21 protein-coding genes, 1 tRNA gene, 1 rRNA gene and 1 other RNA gene are annotated in these 24127 nt (G+C 32.4%); 14 read left to right on the top strand and 10 right to left on the bottom strand.

What is annotated here, in order from left to right:
- Window positions 1–16 precede the first annotated feature (16 nt).
- A complete protein-coding gene (locus KO361_01620; GenBank protein MCC7574264.1) occupies window positions 17–1381 on the top strand; it encodes a hypothetical protein in 1365 nt (454 codons plus the stop codon).
- On the opposite strand, the gene rnpB is transcribed toward KO361_01620, so the two are convergent.
- An RNA gene (rnpB, locus tag KO361_01615) (RNase P RNA component) lies at window positions 1378–1679 on the bottom strand. The two genes, KO361_01620 and rnpB, sit on opposite strands and share 4 nt — an antisense overlap.
- A 19-nt stretch (window positions 1680–1698) precedes the next feature.
- Window positions 1699–2679, bottom strand: coding sequence for a hypothetical protein (locus KO361_01610; protein ID MCC7574263.1), 981 nt, complete (start codon window positions 2677–2679; stop codon window positions 1699–1701).
- A gap of 228 nt (window positions 2680–2907) precedes the next feature.
- Here KO361_01610 and KO361_01605 point away from each other — a divergent pair, with 228 nt between their 5' ends.
- The 4 genes from KO361_01605 (at window position 2908) to KO361_01590 (ending at window position 9141) form a co-directional block, all read left to right on the top strand.
- Complete coding sequence (locus KO361_01605) at window positions 2908–5700, top strand: HAD-IC family P-type ATPase (GenBank protein ID MCC7574262.1); 2793 nt, start codon at window positions 2908–2910, stop codon at window positions 5698–5700.
- A 160-nt stretch (window positions 5701–5860) separates the two neighbouring features.
- The gene (locus KO361_01600) at window positions 5861–8137 is read left to right on the top strand and encodes a CDC48 family AAA ATPase (protein MCC7574261.1); all 2277 of its coding nucleotides are present in this window, start codon (window positions 5861–5863) and stop codon (window positions 8135–8137) included.
- Entirely contained in the window at window positions 8112–8474 is a 363-nt protein-coding gene (locus KO361_01595; GenBank protein MCC7574260.1) for a hypothetical protein, read from the top strand. The genes KO361_01600 and KO361_01595 overlap by 26 nt, the downstream gene beginning before the upstream one ends.
- Before the next feature lie 85 nt (window positions 8475–8559).
- Window positions 8560–9141: a nitroreductase family protein gene (locus tag KO361_01590; GenBank protein ID MCC7574259.1), complete on the top strand. Its 582-nt coding sequence runs from the start codon at window positions 8560–8562 to the stop codon at window positions 9139–9141.
- A gap of 18 nt (window positions 9142–9159) precedes the next feature.
- Here the strand turns inward: KO361_01590 and KO361_01585 are convergent, their stop codons facing one another.
- On the bottom strand, window positions 9160–9597 hold the full coding sequence (locus KO361_01585; GenBank protein MCC7574258.1) for a hypothetical protein: 438 nt from the start codon (window positions 9595–9597) through the stop codon (window positions 9160–9162).
- Window positions 9598–9819: 222 nt separating this feature from the next.
- On the opposite strand from KO361_01585, the gene KO361_01580 reads away from it, so the two are divergent.
- Window positions 9820–9960: a hypothetical protein gene (locus KO361_01580; GenBank protein ID MCC7574257.1), complete on the top strand. Its 141-nt coding sequence runs from the start codon at window positions 9820–9822 to the stop codon at window positions 9958–9960.
- Complete coding sequence (locus KO361_01575; GenBank protein ID MCC7574256.1) at window positions 9953–10105, top strand: hypothetical protein; 153 nt, start codon at window positions 9953–9955, stop codon at window positions 10103–10105. Before KO361_01580 ends, KO361_01575 begins: the two co-directional genes overlap by 8 nt.
- A gap of 2 nt (window positions 10106–10107) precedes the next feature.
- Here the strand turns inward: KO361_01575 and KO361_01570 are convergent, their stop codons facing one another.
- Together KO361_01570 and KO361_01565 are read right to left on the bottom strand one after the other, a co-directional pair.
- Window positions 10108–10635: a PH domain-containing protein gene (locus KO361_01570; protein MCC7574255.1), complete on the bottom strand. Its 528-nt coding sequence runs from the start codon at window positions 10633–10635 to the stop codon at window positions 10108–10110.
- Between the two features lie 135 nt (window positions 10636–10770).
- Entirely contained in the window at window positions 10771–11403 is a 633-nt protein-coding gene (locus tag KO361_01565) for a hypothetical protein (protein ID MCC7574254.1), read from the bottom strand.
- Between the two features lie 119 nt (window positions 11404–11522).
- Here KO361_01565 and alr point away from each other — a divergent pair, with 119 nt between their 5' ends.
- The 3 genes from alr (at window position 11523) to KO361_01550 (ending at window position 16718) form a co-directional block, all read left to right on the top strand.
- Complete coding sequence (alr, locus tag KO361_01560) at window positions 11523–12674, top strand: alanine racemase (GenBank protein MCC7574253.1); 1152 nt, start codon at window positions 11523–11525, stop codon at window positions 12672–12674.
- Between the two features lie 117 nt (window positions 12675–12791).
- On the top strand, window positions 12792–15416 hold the full coding sequence (ppdK, locus tag KO361_01555; protein ID MCC7574252.1) for a pyruvate, phosphate dikinase: 2625 nt from the start codon (window positions 12792–12794) through the stop codon (window positions 15414–15416).
- Between the two features lie 483 nt (window positions 15417–15899).
- Window positions 15900–16718, top strand: coding sequence for a hypothetical protein (locus tag KO361_01550; protein MCC7574251.1), 819 nt, complete (start codon window positions 15900–15902; stop codon window positions 16716–16718).
- Window positions 16719–16793: 75 nt separating this feature from the next.
- On the opposite strand, the gene KO361_01545 is transcribed toward KO361_01550, so the two are convergent.
- Entirely contained in the window at window positions 16794–17486 is a 693-nt protein-coding gene (locus KO361_01545) for a hypothetical protein (protein ID MCC7574250.1), read from the bottom strand.
- A gap of 64 nt (window positions 17487–17550) precedes the next feature.
- Window positions 17551–18297 (bottom strand): TatD family hydrolase, encoded by a 747-nt coding sequence (locus KO361_01540; GenBank protein MCC7574249.1) that lies wholly within the window; start codon window positions 18295–18297, stop codon window positions 17551–17553.
- Window positions 18298–18383: 86 nt separating this feature from the next.
- Here KO361_01540 and KO361_01535 point away from each other — a divergent pair, with 86 nt between their 5' ends.
- A complete protein-coding gene (locus KO361_01535; GenBank protein ID MCC7574248.1) occupies window positions 18384–19130 on the top strand; it encodes a nucleotidyltransferase domain-containing protein in 747 nt (248 codons plus the stop codon).
- Here KO361_01535 and KO361_01530 read toward each other — a convergent pair.
- Genes KO361_01530 through KO361_01520 form a run of 3 tightly spaced genes read right to left on the bottom strand, consistent with a single transcriptional unit; the run spans window position 19123 to window position 21278 of the window.
- A complete protein-coding gene (locus KO361_01530) occupies window positions 19123–19707 on the bottom strand; it encodes a hypothetical protein (GenBank protein ID MCC7574247.1) in 585 nt (194 codons plus the stop codon). The genes KO361_01535 and KO361_01530 overlap by 8 nt on opposite strands.
- 46 nt (window positions 19708–19753) lie before the next feature.
- On the bottom strand, window positions 19754–20443 hold the full coding sequence (locus tag KO361_01525) for a hypothetical protein (GenBank protein MCC7574246.1): 690 nt from the start codon (window positions 20441–20443) through the stop codon (window positions 19754–19756).
- 40 nt (window positions 20444–20483) lie between these two features.
- Window positions 20484–21278, bottom strand: coding sequence for a patatin-like phospholipase family protein (locus KO361_01520; GenBank protein MCC7574245.1), 795 nt, complete (start codon window positions 21276–21278; stop codon window positions 20484–20486).
- Between the two features lie 117 nt (window positions 21279–21395).
- Here KO361_01520 and KO361_01515 point away from each other — a divergent pair, with 117 nt between their 5' ends.
- The 3 genes from KO361_01515 to KO361_01505 all read left to right on the top strand — a co-directional run bounded on the left by KO361_01515 (window position 21396) and on the right by KO361_01505 (window position 24039).
- Complete coding sequence (locus KO361_01515) at window positions 21396–21899, top strand: ferritin (protein ID MCC7574244.1); 504 nt, start codon at window positions 21396–21398, stop codon at window positions 21897–21899.
- A gap of 493 nt (window positions 21900–22392) precedes the next feature.
- Window positions 22393–23853, top strand: a 16S ribosomal RNA gene (locus tag KO361_01510).
- Between the two features lie 81 nt (window positions 23854–23934).
- Window positions 23935–24039, top strand: a tRNA-Ala gene (locus KO361_01505).
- Window positions 24040–24127 lie beyond the last annotated feature (88 nt).

Here is a 24127-nt window from a genome sequence, read left to right as displayed (position 1 = left end):
CAATGAGAATAAAAAAATGAAAGACAAAAAAATACAAACAGCAATCCTAATAGTAATATTCTTATTATTAATATTACCTATGACTCTAAAAACAGGATTCACAGAAAAAACATTCACATCAGAAGAAACATACCTTAATCTAATACAAGTAAATCAAATACAACAAGAACCACTACACAAACAAATAACAAATAACAACCCATTTCACGTATTATTAAAAAAAATACCTTTAAACGACGTAGGAATAGCATTCATAATACCTTTAATAACAGGAATACTAACAATAATACTAATATTCATAATACTAAGAAAACTAAATTTATCGGACAACGAAATAGTATTAGCATTACTATTATTTTCATTAACTCCTATATTTCTATACAAATTCACAACACTAAACCCTGACAATTTAGCATTTCCACTATTACTACTCACAATAATATTATACATGAAAAAAACATACACAACAAGCATACCTCTAATACTAATGACTTTCATAAATCCAATACTAGGAATAATATTCACAATATTCCTAATAACAGAATTATTACTAAAAAAACAAAACAAAACAATAAAACTAACGCTACTAATATCAATAATATCTCTTGCAATATATTTCTTAACACTGGACTTATTCATAAACATACAAAGAACAATACTAGACAACGTTTTAATAGAACTAGGAAGTATGAACGGATACTCAATACCATTAATAATACTAAGCGCGATAGGACTATTTGCATGGTGGGAAAAAGGAAAAGAAAGAACAATAATAACAACATCACTAACAACAGGACTAATAATTTCTTTATTCATACCAGAAATAAGACTGATATTCGCATTAGCACTAGCAATATTTGCAGGAATAGGAATGAACCAATTATTAACAATGGAATGGGAACTAAAAAAAATAAAACAAATAGCGATACTCCTAATATTCTACATAATATTATTTTCAGCAATAATAACAATAAACACACAACTAACACAAATAAGCAAACAAGAAGTAGAAGCATCAAAATTCTTAGCATCAATAAAAACAGAAAACCAAGTCCTAAGCACAGAAAACAAAGGATTCATGATACAATACTTATCACAAAAACAAACATTCTTAGATGGAAACACTCAAAAAAATAAACAAAACGAAAAAATAGACATAGCAAATCAAATATTCTACGCAAGAAAACTAAGCGAATTACAACAATTACTAAACGAAAACAACATAGAATACATATTCATACACGAAAAAATGAAAAACGGAGGAACATGGATAGGAAGAGAAGAAGGACTACAATTCTTCTTACAACACAGCGAACAATTCATAAAAATATTTGACAACGAACAAGTACAAATATACAAATACATAGAAAAACAAGAGTAGGACAGTTATAAGCCGCTTTCTGTCAACCCCCATAAAATGGAAGGGTTATTCGTGACATTCTACTAAGCCTCTCCAAAGAGTTGCACCAGTCAAGGACTCACAGTTTCATCCATTCTCATAAACAAAGTCAAGAGGTTAACTCAGCTTAGTCACCTAAGCCTTCGCATCTATCATCCCGGATATGAGGGGTCTCTTTTCTGAGTGGTTGCCATCCTTTTCAGGATCTCACAAAAAAGTGAGTGACATTCTCGGTGAGCGGACTTTCCTCCAATAAATGGACGGTCACGCACTGCCCTACAAACAAAAAGAAAGAACAACTAATTTTTAAAAACTCTGTTTTTCTCATGCATAGAAATAATCCAAGAAACAACCAAACCAATAAGCAAAGTCAATAAAAACAAAGGAAGCAACAATTCTCTGAACAAAGTATTTTTAACATCACCTTGAACAAAAAACTCAAAATCCAAATCAAAACCAGGAGTAATTCTATAAGAAAAAACAACCTCGTCCTTCAAAGAATCAACACGCCACAAAATTAACTGCTTAGAAGAATCATAAAAATAATCCCCATTAATAACAAGATTCTTATTACTCAAATCACCATGAATTCGCTCAACAATAATAAAATCATCAAGTCTAACATAATTATCAGGAATAATAACTAAAGAAACATCAGCAACAACTATTCGCCTATTATTAACAAGTCGCTCATTAACAGAAACCTCGCGCTCAACAACAACATTATCCAAAACAACATCATTATTATTAATTAAAGAAGATTTACTCCTCATATCAAAATAATCAACAAAAACAGAACCTTCAAGATAAGAAAGAACAACTAAATCATAAATATCTATAGGAACAGAATCATCAACAACAAAAAAATCCTCAACATCCAACAAACCATTAATACAAATATCAGAATTCTCAATAATTATTTCTTCACACTCATAAGGAAGTTCCTTACCACTATGACAACGAATCTCATCAATAACATAACTAAATAAAGTATTACCTTCACACCTAGGAGAAGGACAAGGATTAGGCCTAGAAGAAAAAGCACGATTCCTAATCTCTAAAGGTCTATTAGGAAAACAATAAACTTCTTTACAATACTCTTGCTCCATCAAACTAAAAATTTGAGAACAAGAACAACCAAGAAAGTCAGGATTCCTCAAAATAATAGGTAAGCCTTCACCTGTATTAGTATCTGGACAATTATCAAATGCATCAATAACACCATCACCATCACTATCTATTCTATCAGAAGACTGAGCAATAACGATGAAAGAAAGCAAAAAAACTAAAAACAAACACAAAAATACAAACCTTAACGCCCTCATTTGAATAACCACCACTAAACACCCCAAAAAAACGTGCTTAAACAACTAAATACTTTCTTATTTATATTATTTACTAAACCTAACTAATAAAAAACAAACAAATAACTATAACATTTATATATAACTTAGTTCCTTAAAAACATAAGTTAAAAAGAGGGTTATTAAAAAAAAGGGTGTTAATTAATGACAGAAAACATGAAAACAGAAGATAGAAATTGGCACATAAAATCAATACCTGAAATATTCTCAGAAACAAAAACAAACAGACAAGGACTCACAGAAGAAGAAACAAAAAAAAGACTACAAGAAAACGGACCTAACACCATAGCAAAAGAAGAAAAAAACTCAGCTCTAAAAATGCTTCTAAGAAACTTTAACAGCTTACTAATATATGTATTATTAACAGCATCATTAATATCCTTATTCTCAGATCACGTAGAAGAATTCATAGTAATAATGGTAATAATACTATTCACAGGATTACTAGGATTCATACAAGAATATAGAGCAGGAAAATCAGTAGAAGCACTATCAAAATTAACAGCAAAAAAAGTAGATGTATTAAGAAATAATAAAAGAAAAGAAATATTAGCTGAAAACTTAGTACAAGGAGATATAGTTTTCTTAAAAAGAGGAATGATAGTTCCTGCAGATATAAGAATAATAGAAAGCAATGGATTAAGAGTAGACGAATCAATACTTACAGGAGAATCAGTATCAAAAGCAAAATACCCCGAAAGACTAGATGTACCAGGAGTAGTAATATCAGACAGAACAAACATGATATTTAACGGAACAAATATATCAGGAGGCTCAGGACTAGGAGTAGTTGTAGAAACAGGAATCAAAACAGAACTAGGAAAAATATCTATGACTCTAAGAAAAATAGGCTACGTAAAAAGTCCACTACAAAAAAAATTAGATGGAATGAGCAAAAGAATATCTTTAACAGTAATAGGTATATGTGTACTATTCTTTTTCATATTACTAAGTCAAGGACTGGAATTATTAGAAGCACTACTATTTACGAGCGTATTAGCAGTATCAGGAATACCAGAAAGTTTCCCATTAGCATTAACCCTAGGATTATCTAACGGCGTAAAAAAAATGGCAAAACAAAAAGCCATAGTTAAAGATTTAGGATCAGTAGAAACACTAGGAACAACCACGGTTATATGCACTGATAAAACAGGAACATTAACAGAAAACAAGATGAGAGTCGTAAAAGCATACTTATCTTCAGGAGAAGAAATAGACGTAACAGGAAAAGGATACGAACCAATAAGCATGTTTTCAACAAAAGACAAACAATTAAAAAAAGAATATTTACAACAACACAAAGAATTCTTAAAAACATGCGTTTTATGCAACAACGCAGAATTAACATTCGACGAAGGAGAATGGATTTTATCAGGAGAACCAACAGAAGGCGCTCTATTAACATTAGCCAAAAGCGCAGGAATAGATGACGCTTTAATGAAAGAAGACAATCCGAAACTATACGAAGTAGCATTTGATTCAAGACAAAAATACATGATAACAATAAATAAGTCAAAACATAAAGGAACACAAACAGCGTACCTTAAAGGAGCATACGATAAAATAATAGAAAAATGTGACTACATAAGAATACAAGGAAAAATAAAAAAACTAACTCCTAAAGACAAAGCAAGACTCTCAGCAAAATTAACAAGATACGCTTCACTAACACTAAGAGTATTAGCGCTAGCAACAAAAAAAATACCCAAACCAATAAAACTTGACAAAAGAGGAGAAATAACAAAAGCAGAACTCAAACACTTAGAAAAAGGATATGTTCTAGAAGGCTTATTAGGAATAGAAGATCCAATAAAAGAAGATGTTTACAAAGCAGTAGAAGAATGCGTAAGCGCAGGAATAAAAGTAATAATAGTAACAGGAGATCATAAACACACAGCTACTAGCATAGGCAAAAAATTAGGCTTAGTAAAATCCAAATATGACTTAATCATAGAAGGATCAGAACTAGATAACATGGATGATGAAGACTTAGATAACGCAATGAGCAAAGTAGTAATATTCGCGAGAGCAACACCCGAACACAAATTCAGAATCGTAAATTCACTACAAAGACTAGGAGAAATAGTGGCAATGACTGGAGACGGCGTAAATGACGCACCAGCTCTAAAAAAAGCAGACATAGGAGTAAGCATGGGCAAAACAGGAACAGACGTCGCAAGAGAAGCATCTAACATGGTACTAGCAGATGATAGCTTCAGCACAATAGTAAAAGCAGTAAAACAAGGAAGAACAATATATAGCAACATAAGACGATTCATATACTACTTACTAACAGGAAACTTCACAGAAGTAACCTTAATATTTATCTCAGTACTAATAGGAATACTAAACCCATTAACCGCGATAATGGTATTATTCGTAAACATAGTAACAAGCACTTTCCCAGCAAGCGCTCTAAGCATAGAACCAACAAGAGATAAAGTAATGCAACAAAAACCCAGAAACCCAAAAGAAAAACTATTATCAGGATATGTATTACTAAAAATACTAGTATTAGTACCTATACTATTCGTAGGAACACTCTTATTATTCATATGGGAATTAGAAGTAGCAGGAGCAACAATAGAAAAAGCAAGAACAGTAGCATTCGTAACACTAATAATGTTCGAATTATTCCATACATTCAACGCGAGATCACTACACACAACCATATTTAATAATAACTTTTTCAAAAACAAATACATATTCATAGCGGTGGGACTATCATTTTTATGCACCTTATTAGCGGTGTATTGGGCGCCCGCACAAGGAATATTAGGAACAGAAGCTCTACTATTAAAGGATTGGCTCATAATAATAATAGTTAGCATGTCTGTAATAGCAGTAAGTGAAGTAATAAAACTAATGATAAAAAGCGAATTCGAAGAACAAAACAGACTACGAGGAAAAGGCGGATCCATATACAAAATAGAATAATATTTTTTTATTATCATGTTTTTTTTCAAAAAATATAAATACTGAGTTTTATTCTTAAATAAAATAATAATTAATACTCTAAACAGGTTTAAAAAAAGCACAATTTTTTCAGAGGGGATGAAACAAAATGGTTGAAGAAAATGAAAATAACAATAACAACGTGGAACTAAACTTAAAAGTAACAGAATCCATACAGGATGACGTAAACAAAGGCATAATAAGAATAGACAGCGGGTACATGAAGAAACTAGGCGTACGAGAAGGACACTTCGTAGAAATAAAAGGACAAAGAACAACCATAGGAATAGTGGATAGGGCTTTACCAGGAGACATAGGATTACCAATAATAAGAATGGACGGCCTTCTAAGAAGAAATGCAAAAGCAGGAATAGGAGAATGGGTATCAGTAAAAAAAGCAGAAGTAACAGATGCAAAAAAAGTAATAATAGCTCCTGCAAGAGAAGGATTAATAATTAAAGCATCAAATCTAGACTTATTCAAATTAGGATTCGTAGGAAGAGCAGTATTCAAAGGAGACTTAGTAGCAATGTCCAAATTCAAAAAAAGAACATCAGCACTAGGAGACTCAGCTAGAATAGCGGATGTATTAGAAAGCATGTTCGGATTTCCAGACATAAAATTCGTAGTTTTAGAAACAGATCCAAAACAAGGACCAGTAGTCATAAATGAAGAAACACAATTCGAATACAAACAAGAAGGAGTAGAACCAAGCACAGAAGAAGAAAAAGAAACAACAACTGTGGAAGTATCCTACGAAGACATAGGGGGATTAGATGACGAACTAGAAAAAATCAGAGAAATGGTAGAATTACCATTAAAACACCCTGAATTATTCCAAAGACTAGGAATAGAACCACCGAAAGGAGTCTTATTGCATGGACCGCCAGGAACAGGAAAAACCATAGTTGCAAGAGCAGTAGCAAACGAAACAAACAGCAACTTCTACGTTATTAACGGACCAGAAATCATGAGCAAATTCTATGGAGAAAGCGAAGCCAATCTAAGAAAAATATTTGAAGAAGCAGAAAAAAACGCTCCAAGCATAATATTTTTTGATGAAATAGACGCGATAGCAACAAAAAGAGAAGAAAGCAAAGGAGAAGTAGAAAGAAGAGTAGTAGCACAACTCTTAGCATTAATGGATGGACTAAAAAGCAGAGGAAAAATAGTAGTTATAGCAGCTACAAACATACCTAATTCTTTAGATCCTGCATTAAGAAGACCTGGAAGATTCGACCGTGAATTAGTAATAGGAGTACCACAATATGAAGGAAGACTAAAAATATTAAAAATTCACACAAGAAACATGCCTCTAGACAAAGATGTATCTTTAGAAAAACTAGCAGAAGTCACCCATGGATTTGTAGGCGCAGACCTCGCTAGTCTATCCAGAGAAGCAGCAATGAACGTATTAAGAAAAATACTTCCACAATTAAATCTTAAAGAAGACCAAAAAATATCAGAAGAAACTCTTAGCGAAATAAAAATAACAATGGAAGACTTTAAAGAAGCACTAAAATCAGTAAGACCATCGTCACTAAGAGAAGTATTATTTGAAACACCAAAAACTACTTGGGAACAAGTTGGAGGATTAGAAGAAGTAAAACAAGAACTAATAGAATCAGTTGACTGGCCATTAAAACACAAAGGAGAATTCCAAAAATTAGGTGTAAGACCTCCAAAAGGAGTACTTCTATATGGACCTCCTGGAACAGGAAAAACATTACTTGCTAAAGCGGTAGCAAAAGAATCAGAATCCAATTTCATATCTGTGAAAGGACCTGAATTACTAAACAAATGGGTTGGAGAATCAGAGAAAGCAATAAGGGAAATATTCAAAAAAGCAAGACAAGCAAGCCCATGCATAGTTTTTTTTGATGAAATAGATAGCGTAGCACCAAGAAGACACGTTGGAACAAACGATAGTCACACAACAGAAAGAGTAGTAAATCAATTATTAACAGAAATGGACGGCATGCAAGACTTAGCAGACATAGTAATAATAGCTGCAACGAACAGACCTGACTTATTAGACACAGCACTTCTAAGACCTGGAAGATTTGACAGAATACTACTAGTAAGCGCACCTGACAAAAAAGCAAGAGAAGCAATATTCAAAGTACATACAAAAGGAATGCCTTTAGCTAAAGACGTCAATTTAAAAGACTTCGTAGACAAAACAGACGGATACTCAGGAGCTGACATAGAAAGCTTATGTAGAGAAGCAGCTATGCTAGCACTAAGAAAAGACTTGAAAACCACTGTTATTAAAAAAGAATTCTTTGAAGAAGCGCTTAAAAAAGTAAGACCGTCAATAACAAAAGAAGTTCAAGACGCTTACGCAGAGATACAAAATCATTTCAGATCCGCAGCAGGAAAACAACTAAAAGATGAAAGACCTAGTTACTACGGATAATCTTTTTTTTTTTTTAAATAATAAAAGAACAATATTAAGATTAAAAATGAACTTATTAGAAAAAAAATTACTGGAAAAAGAAACAAATCAAAAAATAATATTAAGTGAACCACGTTATTTATATGACTTCCAAAAATACCAAGATAAAACATCAAGAGCTTGGAAAAGAGTACAAGTCGGCATAATAATGATGGGAGCAACAATATCGATGTTTTTTTATAATGACTTAGATAAAATATTTAAAAATGAATTAATACCTTTAATAAAAACGAAATATGAAACAATAACAAAACAAGTTAATAATCAAGAATCAAACAAGTCTTATTTCTTTAACTAAAAAAATAAATCCTTTAAGATTCTTAAAAAAACTTAAATAAAAACTAATATTCCTAGATTAAACAAGTTCTAACAAGAGGTAAAATATGAAATTAACAGAACATAGAAAAACAGAACAAAAAATTAATGAATTATTCATAAACAGATGGTCTCCAAGAGCAATGAAACCAGAAAGTATAACAGAACAAGAACTACTAGCTTTATTTGAAGCAGCAAAATGGGCACCATCTTCTTATAATAGTCAACCTTGGAGATTTATTTACGCATTAAGAGATTCAGAAGAATGGAACCAATTCTTAAATTTATTAATAGATTTCAATAAATCTTGGGCAAAAAATGCTTCAGCACTAATAATCTTAGTTTCAAGAAAAAACTTTGAATACAACGAAGAATATTCAAAAACACATTCTTTTGATACAGGCGCCGCTTGGCAAAACCTAGCGCTACAAGCAACAATGAATGACTTAATAGCACATGGAATAGGAGGATTTGATCACGAAGAAGCAAGAAAAATCGCGAACATATCTGACGCATACAAAGTAGAAGCAATGATAGCAATAGGAAAACCAGGAAACAAAGAAGATTTACCTTTACAATTAAAAGAGAGAGAACAACCAAGTAACAGAAAATCACTAAAAGAAATAGCTTTCAAAGGAAAATTAAAATAAAAAAAACAAAAAAAATAATTATTTCTTAGCAGGTTTGTTATTAGAATCATCCTTCACACTAGGCATAGGAATAGGAGAAGGCAAACCAAGCTCTCTAGATAACAAAATAACTTCGACTGTGCATTTATTCATAACGTTATTAATAACAACTTTAGCATTATCTTTGTCTAAAGATTTATCTTTTTTCCACTTATCAAGAATAATTGTTGCTTCAGCAACATCAACTAAACTTAAAAGCTCACCTTTAAGCTCAATAGATGCAATATCAGGAGAATAAACAGTTTTATAAGAAAATAAGAACTTCAAAGCACTTTTAGTCTTATCAAGACCCATTTTAACTTCTTCCACGCCTTCAATCTTGATATTGTTAGAAACAGAAATACTGCCTTTAGGCACGGATTTTCTCTCTGCGCTTATACCATTAAAAGTTATATTTAGTATATTCATGTACATCACCAATCCACTAGAATTAATCTTCTTTTATAAACTTTTCTTAGACCTATTTAAAAACACAAGCACTGGACAAACGTGCGCGCGGAGTATTTAAACTAAACCAAACCAATAAGGTGTGAGGTGAAAAACAATGAATAACAACCACACAAACCCTGAATACATACAAAAAATAACATTCTCACAAATAATGAGACAGACAATGAAAAACCTAGAGAGGTGAAAAACATGAAAAAATACCAAGAAGAAATAGACAAATACGAACAAATAAACAAAAGATTAATACCAATACTAATAGAACACAGACTAATAAACGAAGACATAGACTACTTTGACGACTACTTAGTAGGAGGAGAAGAAAATGCTTAAAAAAATAAAAATGATGATGACTAAGAAAACAAATAACTACTTCGAATGGGAAGAATACAAAAACAAAATAACATTCTTAGAAACATTCAAATGGCAACAAGACATAAGAAAACAAAGCATAAAAAACTCAAATTTTTTTTCTTAACTTTACATATCAACAACGTGGCTAACATGAGAATTCTTCTTATGAATCAAAGAATACACTAACTCCTCAAGTTTGACAGGATCTTTAACATAACGAATAACTAAATCAGGCATTTCATCATCGCCAGTGTGTAAAGTAATGCTGCCCGCACCAGTAATACGATCCCACAACGAAACCTTCAAAACGATATTAGTAATACGACTATAAACAACGGACTTTCTACTAATAACAATGAATCTAAATTCCTTAACAGCGTTAGTCTCGTAAAAATAATACTTAGTTAATCTAAGAATAATCAACCTAAAAGAAATAGAAAAAAAAGTTAAAATAAAAACAATCAAAAAAACCAAACCAGCATTGGGAAGAACAAATAAATCAACAAAACTAACAAATATGCCTAACAAGAAATATAAACCAAAACATAAAAGTAAAAAAACAAAGAAATTCTTAAAAAACAAAGGAAACAAAGCATTAATAACGTCAGGTCTAACAACCAATAAAGGCTTCCTACCACTAATACTTCGAGACATAAATAAAAAAATAAAAAAACAAGTATATAAATATTATCAAAAAATTAATTATTCAAAGCACGCTTATAAGTAAGATTTACAGAATCATAAAAAGTATTATGTTCTGGATTGCTCAATTTATTCTTTATCGTAAGATTACTTCCTATACATAGGCAAAACATCTTGATATTCGAATTCTAACAAACGAACATAAGTATGACGCGTATCTGACTTACTAGAAAAAAAACTTTTTTTTGAATCAGACTGAACCAAAATATCTGTTTGACCTATTCTTTTATACAATCCATCCATACTCTTCAAATCATTAAAATTAGGATTTCCAAAAACACCTGTTGCTATTCTAGCAATACCCGAAAACTCATCATTAGGCATTAAAGAACCATAAAAATTAATCAAAGAAGAAGTATCGCCAACAAAAAACCTGATCTTAGTAACAACATCTAATTTAGTTAAATCATCATTTTCTAATACTAACAAATTAATTAAATTATCCTTATTAAAATCAGAATTAACATATTCAAAATTTAAACTCAAATGAGCGCCAACACTACGAGTATTAGGAGAAAATATAACATCCAAAAAATCATAATCAATCTTTTTTTCATATACGCCTTCAACAGGCCAACTATCTTTATTAGATAAATTAATGGCTATAACGGAATCTAACGTAGAAAAATCAAAAATATTCAATTCAACAGACCTAATCAAATTATCTTTATTAAATCTTAAAGTCTTAAAATTTTTAACTTTTTTAAAACGCTCACTCATAACACAAAGAAAGACCTCATCATTTTTAAAGTTTATTATTTTAACCACTCAAAAGTAATTATTAAAAAAAAAGGGGTGGTTTAGAAAAACTTATAATAAATAATCAGATACTCAAAAAAATGTATTCTTCAAAAATATATTTGGACAAAAAAAAGTATGAAGAAAATATACGCTTCATAAAAAAAATAATAGGTGAAAAAACAATAATATCATCTGTTGTAAAAGGCAATGCTTACGGACACGGAATAAAAGAAATGATTTTATTGGCAGAAGAATCTGGAATAAATCATTTCTCAGTATTTAGTCAAGACGAAGCATACAAAGTAAAAAAATACAGCACAAAAAATTCAACTATAATGATAATGGGTGTTTTATCTCTAAAAAAAATAAATTGGGTAATATCAAATGATATAGAATTCTTTGTTTTCAATTTTAAAAGATTAAAAGAAGCACTAAAAACATCAAAGAAACTAAACAAAAAAATAAAAATACATATAGAAGTAGAAACAGGGCTTAACAGAACAGGATTCTCAGAAAAAGAATTACCTGAGTTATTCAAAATAATACAAAAAAACAAAGAATACATAACAATAAAAGGAATATGCACACATTTCGCAGGAGCAGAAAGCATAGCCAACTATTATAGAATAAAAAAACAAAATAACAGATTCAAAAAATACTTAGAAGAATTTGACAAAGCAAACATAAAATATGAATTAACACATGCTGCTTGCTCAGCAGCAGCAGTCACAATGCCCAACACAAGAAGAAACTTAGTAAGAATAGGGATAATGCAATACGGATTTTGGCCAAGCGATGAAACAAGAATGTTTTACTTAACAAAAAAACAAAAGAAAAAAGATCCGCTACAACCAATACTTTCATGGGAATCAGAAATAATGAGTATAAAACACGTAAAAGCAGGAGAATACATAGGTTACGGAGATTACTACTTAGCAAAAGAAGATATGACTATAGGAACTGTTCCCATAGGTTACGCACAAGGATACGGAAGACAATTAAGCAATAATTCTTGGATAATGGTTAACGATGAAATAGCAGAAGTAATAGGGGTAATAAATATGAATTTATTCCAAATAAACATTTCAGGATTAGAAAATGTGAATATAGGGGATAGAGTAATACTAATTGGGCAAGAAAATAATAAAGAAATAAGATTTGCATCATTTAGTGATAAAAAAAGTTCACTAAATTACGAAATACTAACAAGAATCCCTGAAGAATTACCACGAGAAATAATAAACAAATAAATCATTTTTCCGTAACTTTTTTAAGCAAATCATACATCCTTGAAACTGCAAGAAAAAACAAGAAAAAGAAAAAAAAAGACGAAGAGGGAATTTTTATTCTTAAACAGGAGGTAAAAAATGAAAAACGTATACTTTTTTGGAGCAAATAAAACCGAAGGAAAAAAAGAAATGAAAGAAATACTAGGAGGAAAAGGAGCGAACCTAGCAGAAATGGCGAACCTAGGATTACCAGTACCGCCAGGATTTACAATATCAACACAAACATGCAAAAAATATTACGAAGAAGAACAAAAAATTCCTGAAACAATAAAAGAAGAAATCAAAGAAAATCTAAAAAAATTAGAAGACACAATGCAATCAAAATTAGGAAACGCAGAAAATCCCCTATTATTATCAATAAGGAGTGGAGCAGTAGCATCAATGCCTGGAATGATGGACACAGTTCTAAACCTAGGACTAAACGATGAAGTAGTACAAGGACTAATCAAAAAAACAAACAATGAACGATTTGCATGGGACTCATACAGAAGATTCATTACGATGTTCGGAGACGTAGTACTAGATGTGCCACATCACGACTTCGAAGAAATATTAGATAAGAAAAAAATAAACAAAGGGGTTAATGTTGACACAGAACTAAACGCTGAGGACTTAAAAGAAATAACGCAAGAATACAAAGCATTAGTAGAACAAAAAACAGGAAAACCATTCCCAAAAAACGCAGAAGAACAATTATTTTTATCAATAGAGGCCGTATTCAAATCATGGAATAATAGTAGAGCAATACATTACCGAAAAATGCATGATTTACATCATTTAATAGGAACAGCTGTGAATGTACAAGCAATGGTGTTTGGAAACATGGGTGAAACCTCAGGAACAGGAGTTTGTTTTACAAGAGATCCCAGTACGGGCGAAAACGTATTTTACGGAGAATATTTAATGAACGCGCAAGGAGAAGACGTAGTAGCAGGAACAAGAACTCCTAAACCAATAAAACAATTAGAAGAAACTATGCCTCACGCGTACAAAGAATTAGTGGAAACATACAAGAAATTAGAACAACACTACAAAGATATGCAAGATATGGAATTCACAATACAAGACAAAAAATTATACATTCTACAAACAAGAAACGGAAAAAGAACCGCGCAAGCAGCAGTACAAATCGCGATAGATATGTGTAAAGAAAAACTCATAACAGAAGAAGAAGCAATACTAAGAGTAGAACCAGAACAACTAGATCAATTATTACACAAACAACTAGATCCAGTAGCAAAAAATAAACATGAATCCTTAGGAAAAGGCTTACCGGCAAGTCCTGGAGCAGCAGTAGGAAAAATAGCATTCAATAACGAATCAGCAGTAGAAATGAAAAAACAAGAACACTCAGTAATTCTTGTAAGAAACGAAACAAGCCCTGAAGACTTAATAGGAATGGAAGCAGCACAAGGAATTCTAACTTCAAAAGGAGGAATGACTTCGCACGCAGCAGTCGTCGCAAGAGGAATGGGAAAATGTTGTGTCGCAGGATGTTCAGATGCGAAAGTTTCAGAAAAAAACAAAACTCTCGAAATAGGTGGAGAAACATTCAAAGAAGGAGATTATATAACATTGGATGGCTCAAAAGGAGAAGTATTCAAAGGCAAAATACCAACAGTAGACCCAGAACTTAGCGGAGCATTCGGAGAACTAATGAGTTGGGCAGATAAATATAGAAAACTAGGAATAAGAACAAACGCAGACACACCAAGAGACGCAGCGCAAGCAATAACATTCGGCGCAGAAGGAATAGGATTATGTAGAACGGAACACATGTTCTTTGAAGGAAACAGAATCAAAGCAGTAAGAGAAATGATACTATCAGAAACAAAAGAAGCAAGAGAAAAAGCCTTAGAAAAATTGAAACCATACCAAAAACAAGACTTTTATGAACTGTTCAAAATAATGAATGGAAAACCAATAACAATAAGATTGTTGGATCCTCCGCTACATGAATTCTTACCAAGAGAAGAAGCAGACATAAAAACACTCGCAGAAGAATTAAATGTGACTTTAGAAAAATTACACAAAAAAATGGATTCATTACACGAAGTAAACCCGATGCTAGGACACAGAGGATGCAGACTCGGAATTACTTATCCTGAAATAACAAAGATGCAAGCAGAAGCAATATTTGAAGCAGCAAAAGAAGTATCAGAAAAAGGAATAGAAGTAAAACCAGAAGTAATGATACCACTAATAGGAAACGTGGAAGAATTAAAAAATCAAAAAATAATAGTTGAAGAAGTTGCTAAACAAATTCTAGAAAGCAATGATAAAGTCAAATACTTAATAGGGACTATGATAGAAGTACCAAGAGCAGCAATAACCGCGGACAAAATTGCGAGAGAAGCAGAATTCTTTAGCTTTGGAACCAATGATTTAACACAAATGACGTTAGGATTCTCAAGAGATGATGTAGGATCTTTTGTTCCTGAATACATAGAAAAAAAAATACTAGAAAAAGATCCTTTTCAAACACTCGACCAAGAAGGCGTAGGTCATCTAATAAAAATAGCTGTAGAAAAAGGAAAATCGACAAATGAAAAAATAAAATTAGGTATTTGCGGAGAACATGGCGGAGATCCAAAAAGCATAGAATTCTGCCACGAAGTTGGGCTAAACTATGTTTCGTGTAGTCCTTTCCGAGTTCCTATAGCGAGATTAGCAGCAGCACACGCGGCACTAAAACAAAAATAATTTTTTCTTTTTTTTTACTAAAAAAATGAGAACACGAAAAATATATGGAGAAAGCAAAGTAAGTCGATGTCCTTTTTGTGATGGAGCCGCGGTAACAAGAAACGAACAAAAAATACCTGTGTGTATGAAACATAAAAATGAATTACTGCAAGACTTGAAATGTAGTTGCGGGGACTATTTAGATATAAAAATGGGCAAATATGGTCCTTTCTTTATTTGTATGAATTGCAACATAATAAAATTTGAAAAAGGTTTAGAAATAAATGGTTATCCTCTTATAAATATAAAAGATTTATGAAACTTGATTCTTACATCTATTAAGAACTAAGATGAAATTAATCATTCTTCATCTTCTTCAAGTCCTTCGTATTCATCCTCCGTCCAAAAATCTTTTTTCCACAACATAGAAATATTAATATAGTTGTACTATATTTAGATATTATTGTAAAAAAAATAAGCACATAGTTGTAGGGGGTTGTTTTATTGTTAGATCAAAAAATCACAAAGAAAATAGAAAACTTCGTAAAAAATAGACCTAGAACAATAGAAGAAATATCTAAATTAATAAGTAAGAATTGGCGAACAGCAGATAACTACGTAAAAAAAATATCTTCTGAACAAGGAACAATAGCGACACACACTTTTAGAAAAGGAACAAGAGGAGCACTAAAATTAGTATACGTTGTTTCTGGAGAAAACTTTCATTCAACAGCTTATCAAGAAAGAATATTTTCACAAATAATATCTTCAAGACAAAAAGAAGATTTTAACCCTTTTGATATATATCAACATGTTCCAGAAAAGAAAAGAAGAGCATTTCTAGAAAAACAAACAGAACTGGAAATAACAGAAAAACAAGGATTAACAAACGCGCTAAGAAGCGCAGAAAGTCAAGTACTAATATTCTCAGGAAATTTGTCTTGGGCAATAACAAAACAAGGAACAACATCAATATTAAGTTTATTAGAAGAACTAATAATAAGAAAAACACCAATAAAAATATTATGCGATGTAGATTTAGAATCGATGGAAAATATAAGCAGAATACAATCTCTAAACGAAAAACACAAAACAGACTTAATAGAAATAAGACACGCAGAACAACCACTAAGAGCATTCATAGTGGACAATAAATTTGCAAGATTCAAACAACACAAACAAAGAAATACGTTCATATTCTATGAAATAACTGATGAAGAATGGGTGAATTGGCTACAAAAATTATTTTGGCAAATATTCAGAACAAGCATCGGAGCAGAACAACGAATAAAAGATCTAAAAAGCATAGAAAGAATAAAATAATAATTTTTTAATAAATTATGAGGGTTGATTAAAAAAAAATAAATAGTCAAAAACATAAAACTAAGAATTTACGCATTATTTCTTATGAGCTTCTAATAAACGATTAAACTTGCCATCAACTTTCATTGCCAAAACAGGATTATATTTTCTAGTAAATTGCTCAAATAATTTACCTTGAAATTCACATTCTTTAGAATAATCAGCTTTCAAAACATCCATTCTAGAAGGAGTGTGAGAAATATAACCTATCCAACTAGGAATATAAACGCCTGAATTAACACCTATTGTTAATTCATTAAAAAAATGGCTTCCTGTCGAAGCTTTAGGTTGATTAGAATAATGAGCACAAGCTTCCTCGGGATAACCTAAAGCTTTACCTATATCATAATCATTTCCTGATTTAAAACTCTCAACTAAGACATTAAGATTTTCTTTATTAGAAGCAACAAAATAATTTTCAAGCTGACATTTAACAAAATAATTTTCAATATTCTTTCTACTTAAAAAAGAATCATCTTTTTTATTAAAAAACAAACCTTCTTTCACTAAGGCTTTCCTAAAATCTTGAACATCATCAAACGCTAAATAAAAATCATCAAAACCACTAATAATATCACGCCCATTTTTAAAATCGTTTTTTACTCGAGGATTATCAATATATATAGGGTCTAAACTAATCAAGGTGGAAGGTTTTAAATTATTTAATACTAAAAATAAATTTAACTCATCAACAGGATACAATCCTTTTATTTTAGGTATTTTTACCATAAAATTAAGAAATCAAACTAATTTAAAAAACTTTCTCTTTTAATTACTTAAAAGTAACAACTCATTAAAATAATTTTTGATAATTCATAAAAATATTATTCTCAACTTCCTTCTCCTCAAAACCCTTAATTTCTGCAATCTTCTTAATAGCAATATTAACATTCCAAGGATAATTCTTCTCACCAGGAACAGGACCAAGATAAGGACTATCAGTCTCAGTCAACAACTGATTAATATTAGTATACTTAACCATTTCTTGAAATTGCTGCAACTTATTCACAATAACAGGAACAGAAAAAAACCAACTATTATCAGCACAACGTTCCACTAATTTTTTCTTACCAGAAAAACAATGCATAACAGGTTTCTTCAAACGAGAAGACTCAAGCATCTCAATCACTCTAAGCTCAGCCTTACGAGAATGAATAATCAAAGGCTTATTAGTCTTCTCTCCCAATTCAATAAAACGCCAAAACGCATTCTCTTGTTTCTTCATACCAACATCATCCTTAGTATACTTAAAATCTAAACCAATCTCGCCAAACGCAACACACTTAGACTTAGAAATAAAATCAAACTCAGCATCAAAAACATCATCAGATTCCTCAACAACATGAGTAGGATAAAAACCAAGAGCAGGTTTAACCAAATCATACTTTTCAGCCAACTTCAAAACTTTACGATTACTACTAGGATTAACACCATTCACAACCACAACAGTTCTAGTCTCTTCGCATCTACGCATAACATCATCTATCTCAGAATCATAATCCTCAAAATCGAGGTGAGCGTGAACATCAACAAAAGGCATAAAAACTAAAAAATCTTTAACTTTATAACTTTTTTCAATAAAAAAACTAAAAACAATTATAAACAACGAATTCTTAATAATCATAAATGAAAAAAATAAGTAAAATAAACAAATTCTGGGAAGACTGGAAAAACAAAACAGAAATCGAAACGAAAATAATACAAGAACTTGAAAAAACAGAAAACATTCTAAAAAAACAAACAAAAATATTATCAATATACGTAAAAGGAACATTTCCAAGAAGAGAAACAATACAAGGAAGCGACGTAGACCTCGTATTAATATTCAAAGAAAAAAACTACGAAGAACAAAAAAATAAAATAAAACAAGAACTAAAACAAAAAGAATTAAACAAAATATCCTTATCTGCTTATTCAACAGAAGAACTAAAAACAGGAAAAACACATCAAGGAAAAAACACGACGAGATTCTCAAAACACATCGATGAATACGAATTATTAATAGGAAAAAAATTAAACAGCAAAGAATTAAAAAAAAGAACAAATAAACAAGATTTTGAAAAAATGATAAAAGCATTTCAAGAAATATTCTTACCTAAATACAAAGAAAAAGAAATGAGCTTCCATGATATAATAAAACAAGTATTCTGGTTAACAGACAACGAATTAAGACACAAAAAAATCAAACCAAAAAACAAATGGCTTGATTTAAAAAATCAAACACAAAAAATAAATCCTGAACACATAATAATGGATGCTTACAAATTCAGAGAACAAAAAGCACAAAACAAAGAAATAACAATGCAAGAAAAAAAAGAATTCATAAAAAAACTAAAAAAACACCTAAAAGAATTAAAAAAACAAATCATTTAAAACTATTAATAACACGAACGCAATCTTCCCAAGAATTAACTCTTACAATTCCTTTAACAATACCTTTATTAACATTCCAAGGCTTATTAAACAAAATAACTAATCTATCATTTCTTAAACAATCAACAGCATAACCAAAAGAATCCTCAATCATAACACTAATATTTAACTCATCACAAACATCACCTTTACTACGAGAAACCCCGCTATTAGAAAGATGATTAACAATAATCAAACCCTTAAACAAACCAGGAAAAAACAAATCAAGCCAAACCTTAGTTTTATCAGCAATAAACTCCTGACGCGCAGTAATAATAAATAGTTCATGAATCTCACCAAGCGCTTTAACACCTTCAACAGCGCCTTTAACAGGCTTTAAATTCTTAAAAAAATCAGACTCATAAAAAGCAAAAACCTTCAACTTAGCTTCCTCAACATCGCCACCCCAAACCTCCCAAAAATTATAACTAAAAAAATCATCAAAAACCAAAGAAGAACCATAAACAGAATTATGAAAATCAATCAAACCACTAAGAAACTCACAAAGAACCTCATCTAAATCAACACCGATACGCATAAAAAATCAAATAACAAAGACATATAAAAAACTTTTCTAAAAAAAACTACTTATTAAAAAAACCCCTGATCTTATAAGAACCATTCAAAGGACCTCTACGCCTAACATCAAAACCAACCTCAAAATCAGGATACAAAGAACCTTCACTCTGATTCAAATTAATAACATCACTAAAAATACCCTCATCAACATCCTGAACCTTAATACCTTTAATCTCCATAGCATCCAAAGAAGACCTAACAAAAAAATAACTTTCACCAAACAAGAAAAAATCAATAGTATCACCAACACTATTCAACTGCTCAACAGTCAAATCAGCCAAAGTATTACCACTAAAAGAATGACCAATAAGATCATTTTTATAATCACGATTATTACCTTTAGCAACATAATCAACAAGAACCCATGAATCATCTCGCTTCTTATAAATAAAAGTCTCATCAGGCAAACTCAAATTCTCAACATAAGTAGAATCATTAGGCTTATCAAAACCATACTTAACCCTATTAAACAAAACACTAACCTCCAAAGACTTCTTAGAACCATTACTAGTCTTAATCATAGTACCAGTAGGAACATTAATTCGACCACCAAAAATACCAGTCTTCAAATCATAACTAAACTCAACAGGAAAACCAGAATAATCAACACCAACATAATCATGATTAACAAAAGGCTTAGAATACATCAAAAAAGGAAACAAAAAAGGAACAATAATCTTTGAAAACTTATTCATAAAAAAACAAAAAACAAATAACTTTTTAAAATTTATGAAATCAAAGATTTTCAAATTCTCGAAGAACCTTCCTAATACTAGGCAAAGCTTTCTTCGCAGCCAACTCCCCTTGTTTAATAATGTGACTAGCTTCAGAAAAACTCGCAAAATAATCAATATCAATATCAGGAGAAATAACAACATCTGCTTTTTCAGAAATACTCTTAGACAAATGATAAAACAAAATCCTAACAGTGCGCTTAGCAATACCCCCAAAAGAAGGACTCATATCATTACGTAAATATTTCTTAGAATCAAGATTAACAGCAATAACAACATCGGGCTTCTTACTAAGCGCGGCATTAACAGGAACAGGCTCAGACAAATGACCATCAATTAAAGACAAACCCTTATAACTATAAGGTGAAAAAAGCAAAGGAATACTAATACTACCTCTAATGGCATTAACCAAATCACCCCTATCAAAATAAACAGACTCGCCATTACGAGTATTAGTAGCAACAACCACCAAAGGAATCTTCAAATCCTTAAATTCAACATCGCCCAAATTATCTTTCAAAAAATTAATAACTTTATTACCTCTAAAAAAACCCATACTAAGAGAAGGATCTAACAACTTAAACAACTTCTTATTATTAATAGATAAAGCAATTCTTTCAACATCCAAAATATCTTTATTCTTAGCATAAAACGCACCAATAATAGCACCCATACTAGTACCTGTAATTAAATCAATGGGAATATTATTTTTCTCAAGAACTTTAACAACGCCAATATGAGCCAAACCCCTAGCACTACCAGCACCAAGAGCCAAAGCAACAACAGGTTTCTTCATAAAAAAACCAATATTTCCTGTATTTAAATAATTTATCAAACCAATAAAAAAAACAAATAAGACACACCCAAATATTTATAAAATAAAACTAATTAGTAAAAAATAAGGGTGATAAACATGGGCACAAAAGCCATAGATATAATAAAAGGAAACGTAAAAGAACTAATAGACTTACTAAATAAAGCATTAGCAGACGAATGGTTAGCAGTATACCAATACTGGGTAGGAGCATACATAATAAAAGGACCAATGAGGCCAGAAATAGAAACAGAACTAAAAGAACATGCAAAAGAAGAACTAGAACACGCAGAAATGCTAGCAGAAAGAATAATCCAACTAGGAGGAGAACCAATCCTAAACCCAGAGGATTTAGGAAAATTCAGCAACTGCGGATACGAAACTCCAAACAAACCAGACACAAAAACAATACTAGCACAAAACATTAAAGGAGAACAATGCGCAATCGGAGTCTACAACACAATACTAGAAAAACTAAAAGGAATGAATGACGCAATCACATACAACATGATTAGAAAAATCATGCAAGACGAAGTAAAACACGAACAAGAACTACAAGACTTGCAAGAAGACCTAGAACTAATGTGCAACTGCAAAAAATAACCTTTTTTTTACTTTTTTTTTAACAAAAATTAAATAAAAGAACAAAATTCTGAAATGAATGAATAAAACAATCAAAAAAATAATAAAACAACAAAGAATAAACATTAAAATAACCGAAGAAAACTTTTTTTGGTAAAAAAATTTATTTATATAAAAACAAAAAAATTCTGCACCAAAAAAACAAAAAACAAAAGAACGAAAACCTTTTAAATGGAAACGTTTTCCCACAATTTACTCAAATAGAGTATCACCACCAAATTCTGAGACTGTCGCCTCTCGAGGCTTACGACAGGAGAATAAACAAAAAAAAATTCAAAATCATGCTTGATTGCAGAATCGAGTATGCGCAAAAAGATTGATAAGAAAATCAACAAATAGTTCGTATGATGTACTAACGAGAACTTAGTAATAATATACGACCTAGAAACGTAAACCTTGTAACAATTTTTAAAGTTTTAAAGCGATCGGAACATAAACGAAGGATGTAAAATGAATACCCGTTGATCCTGCGGGAGATTGCTGCTATTGGGATTCGATTAAGCCATGCAAGTCTTCTAGCAATAGAGGCGTAAGGCTCAGTAACACGTCGTTAATCTGCCCTAAGGTCAGGGATACCCACGGGAAACTGTGGTTAACACCTGATAAGGAATACATACTGGAATGTAGTATTCTCCAAACTCGAGCCTTAGGATGAGACGGCGGCCGATTAGGCTGTTGGCGGTGTAACGGACCACCAAACCAAAGATCGGTACGGGCCATGAGAGTGGGAGCCCGGAGAGGGACACTGAGATACTGGTCCCAGCCCTACGGGGTGCAGCAGGCGCGAAACCTTTACAATGCACGCAAGTGTGATAAGGGGATCCCAAGTGCTCAAGCAATGCTTGGGCTTTTGTTGTGTGTAAATAGCACGGCGAATAAGTGGTGGGAAAGACTGGTGCCAGCCGCCGCGGTAACACCAGCGCCACAAGTGGCAATCACGTTTATTGGGCCTAAAGCGTCCGTAGCAGGTTTCGTTAATCTCTTGTGAAATTGCCAGGCCTAACTTGGCAGAGTGCAGGAGACACTGCGAGACTTGAGACCGGGAGGGGTTAGAGGTATTCCTTAGGGAGCGGTAAAATGCTATAATCTAAGGAGGACCACCTGTGGCGAAGGCGTCTAACTAGAACGGATCTGACTGTGAGGGACGAAAGCTAGGGGAGCGAACCGGATTAGATACCCGAGTAGTCCTAGCCGTAAACGCTGTGAGCTAGGTGTCGCGTATTCTACGTGAATGCGCGGTGTCGAAAGGAAGCTATTAAGCTCACCGCCTGGGAAGTACGGTCGCAAGACTGAAACTTTAAGGAATTGGCGGGGGCGCACCACAAGGGGTGCGGCGTGCGGTTTAATCTAACTCAACGCAGAGAATCTTACTAGAAGCGACGGCAGGATGAAGGTCATGTTGAAGACATTACCTGACGAGCCGAGAGGTGGTGCATGGCCGCCGTCAGCTCGTGCTATGAAGTGTCCAGTTAAGTCTGGCAACGAGCGAGACCTATATCTGCAATTGCTACCGGCACTACGGTGGACCGGGCACATTGCAGGGACTGCCTTGGAAACAAGGAGGAAGGTGTAGGCTACGGCAGGTCTGTATGCCCCGAATCTTCTAGGCTACACGCGCGCAACAATGGTAGGGACAATGGGATGCAACTCCGAAAGGAGAAGCTAAACCTCTAAACCCTATCTCAGTCCAGATTGAGGATTGTAACTCATCCTCATGACGTCGGAATCCCTAGTAATCGGGTTTCATCATAGCCCGGTGAATATGTCCCTGCGCCTTGCACACACCGCCCGTCAAACCAACCGAGCAGGGTTTAGGTAAAACTTAGCTTATTGGTTAAGTTGAATCTAGGCTCAGTGAGGCGGGTTAAGTCGTCACAAGGTAGCCGTAGGGGAACCTGCGGCTGGATCACCTCCTTTTTTTTTACTATTAATAATAGTAAAACGGTTAACTACCGAACAAGTTATTCTTATCAATCTTTTTGCCTTTTATTATCACGGGCTCGTAGCTCAACGGTAGAGCGCTCGCCTTGCACGCGAGAGGCTTCGGGTTCAAAAAAATCGACGTGGATTCGCGTTATGTTTGAAAGTCCCGACGAGTCCATTATAATCATTTAAAAATTATATTCACTCAAATTCATTTGATGAAAAACTGCTCACAAGCTTTTTTGTGAGTGGAGGCAGAAAACTCC

It is taken from the genome of Candidatus Woesearchaeota archaeon (genome assembly GCA_020854775.1).
Lineage (GTDB): Archaea > Nanobdellota > Nanobdellia > Woesearchaeales > 21-14-0-10-32-9 > 21-14-0-10-32-9.
Note: the sequence above shows the minus strand (reverse complement) of the source record. Positions and strands in the feature narration are given on the sequence as shown.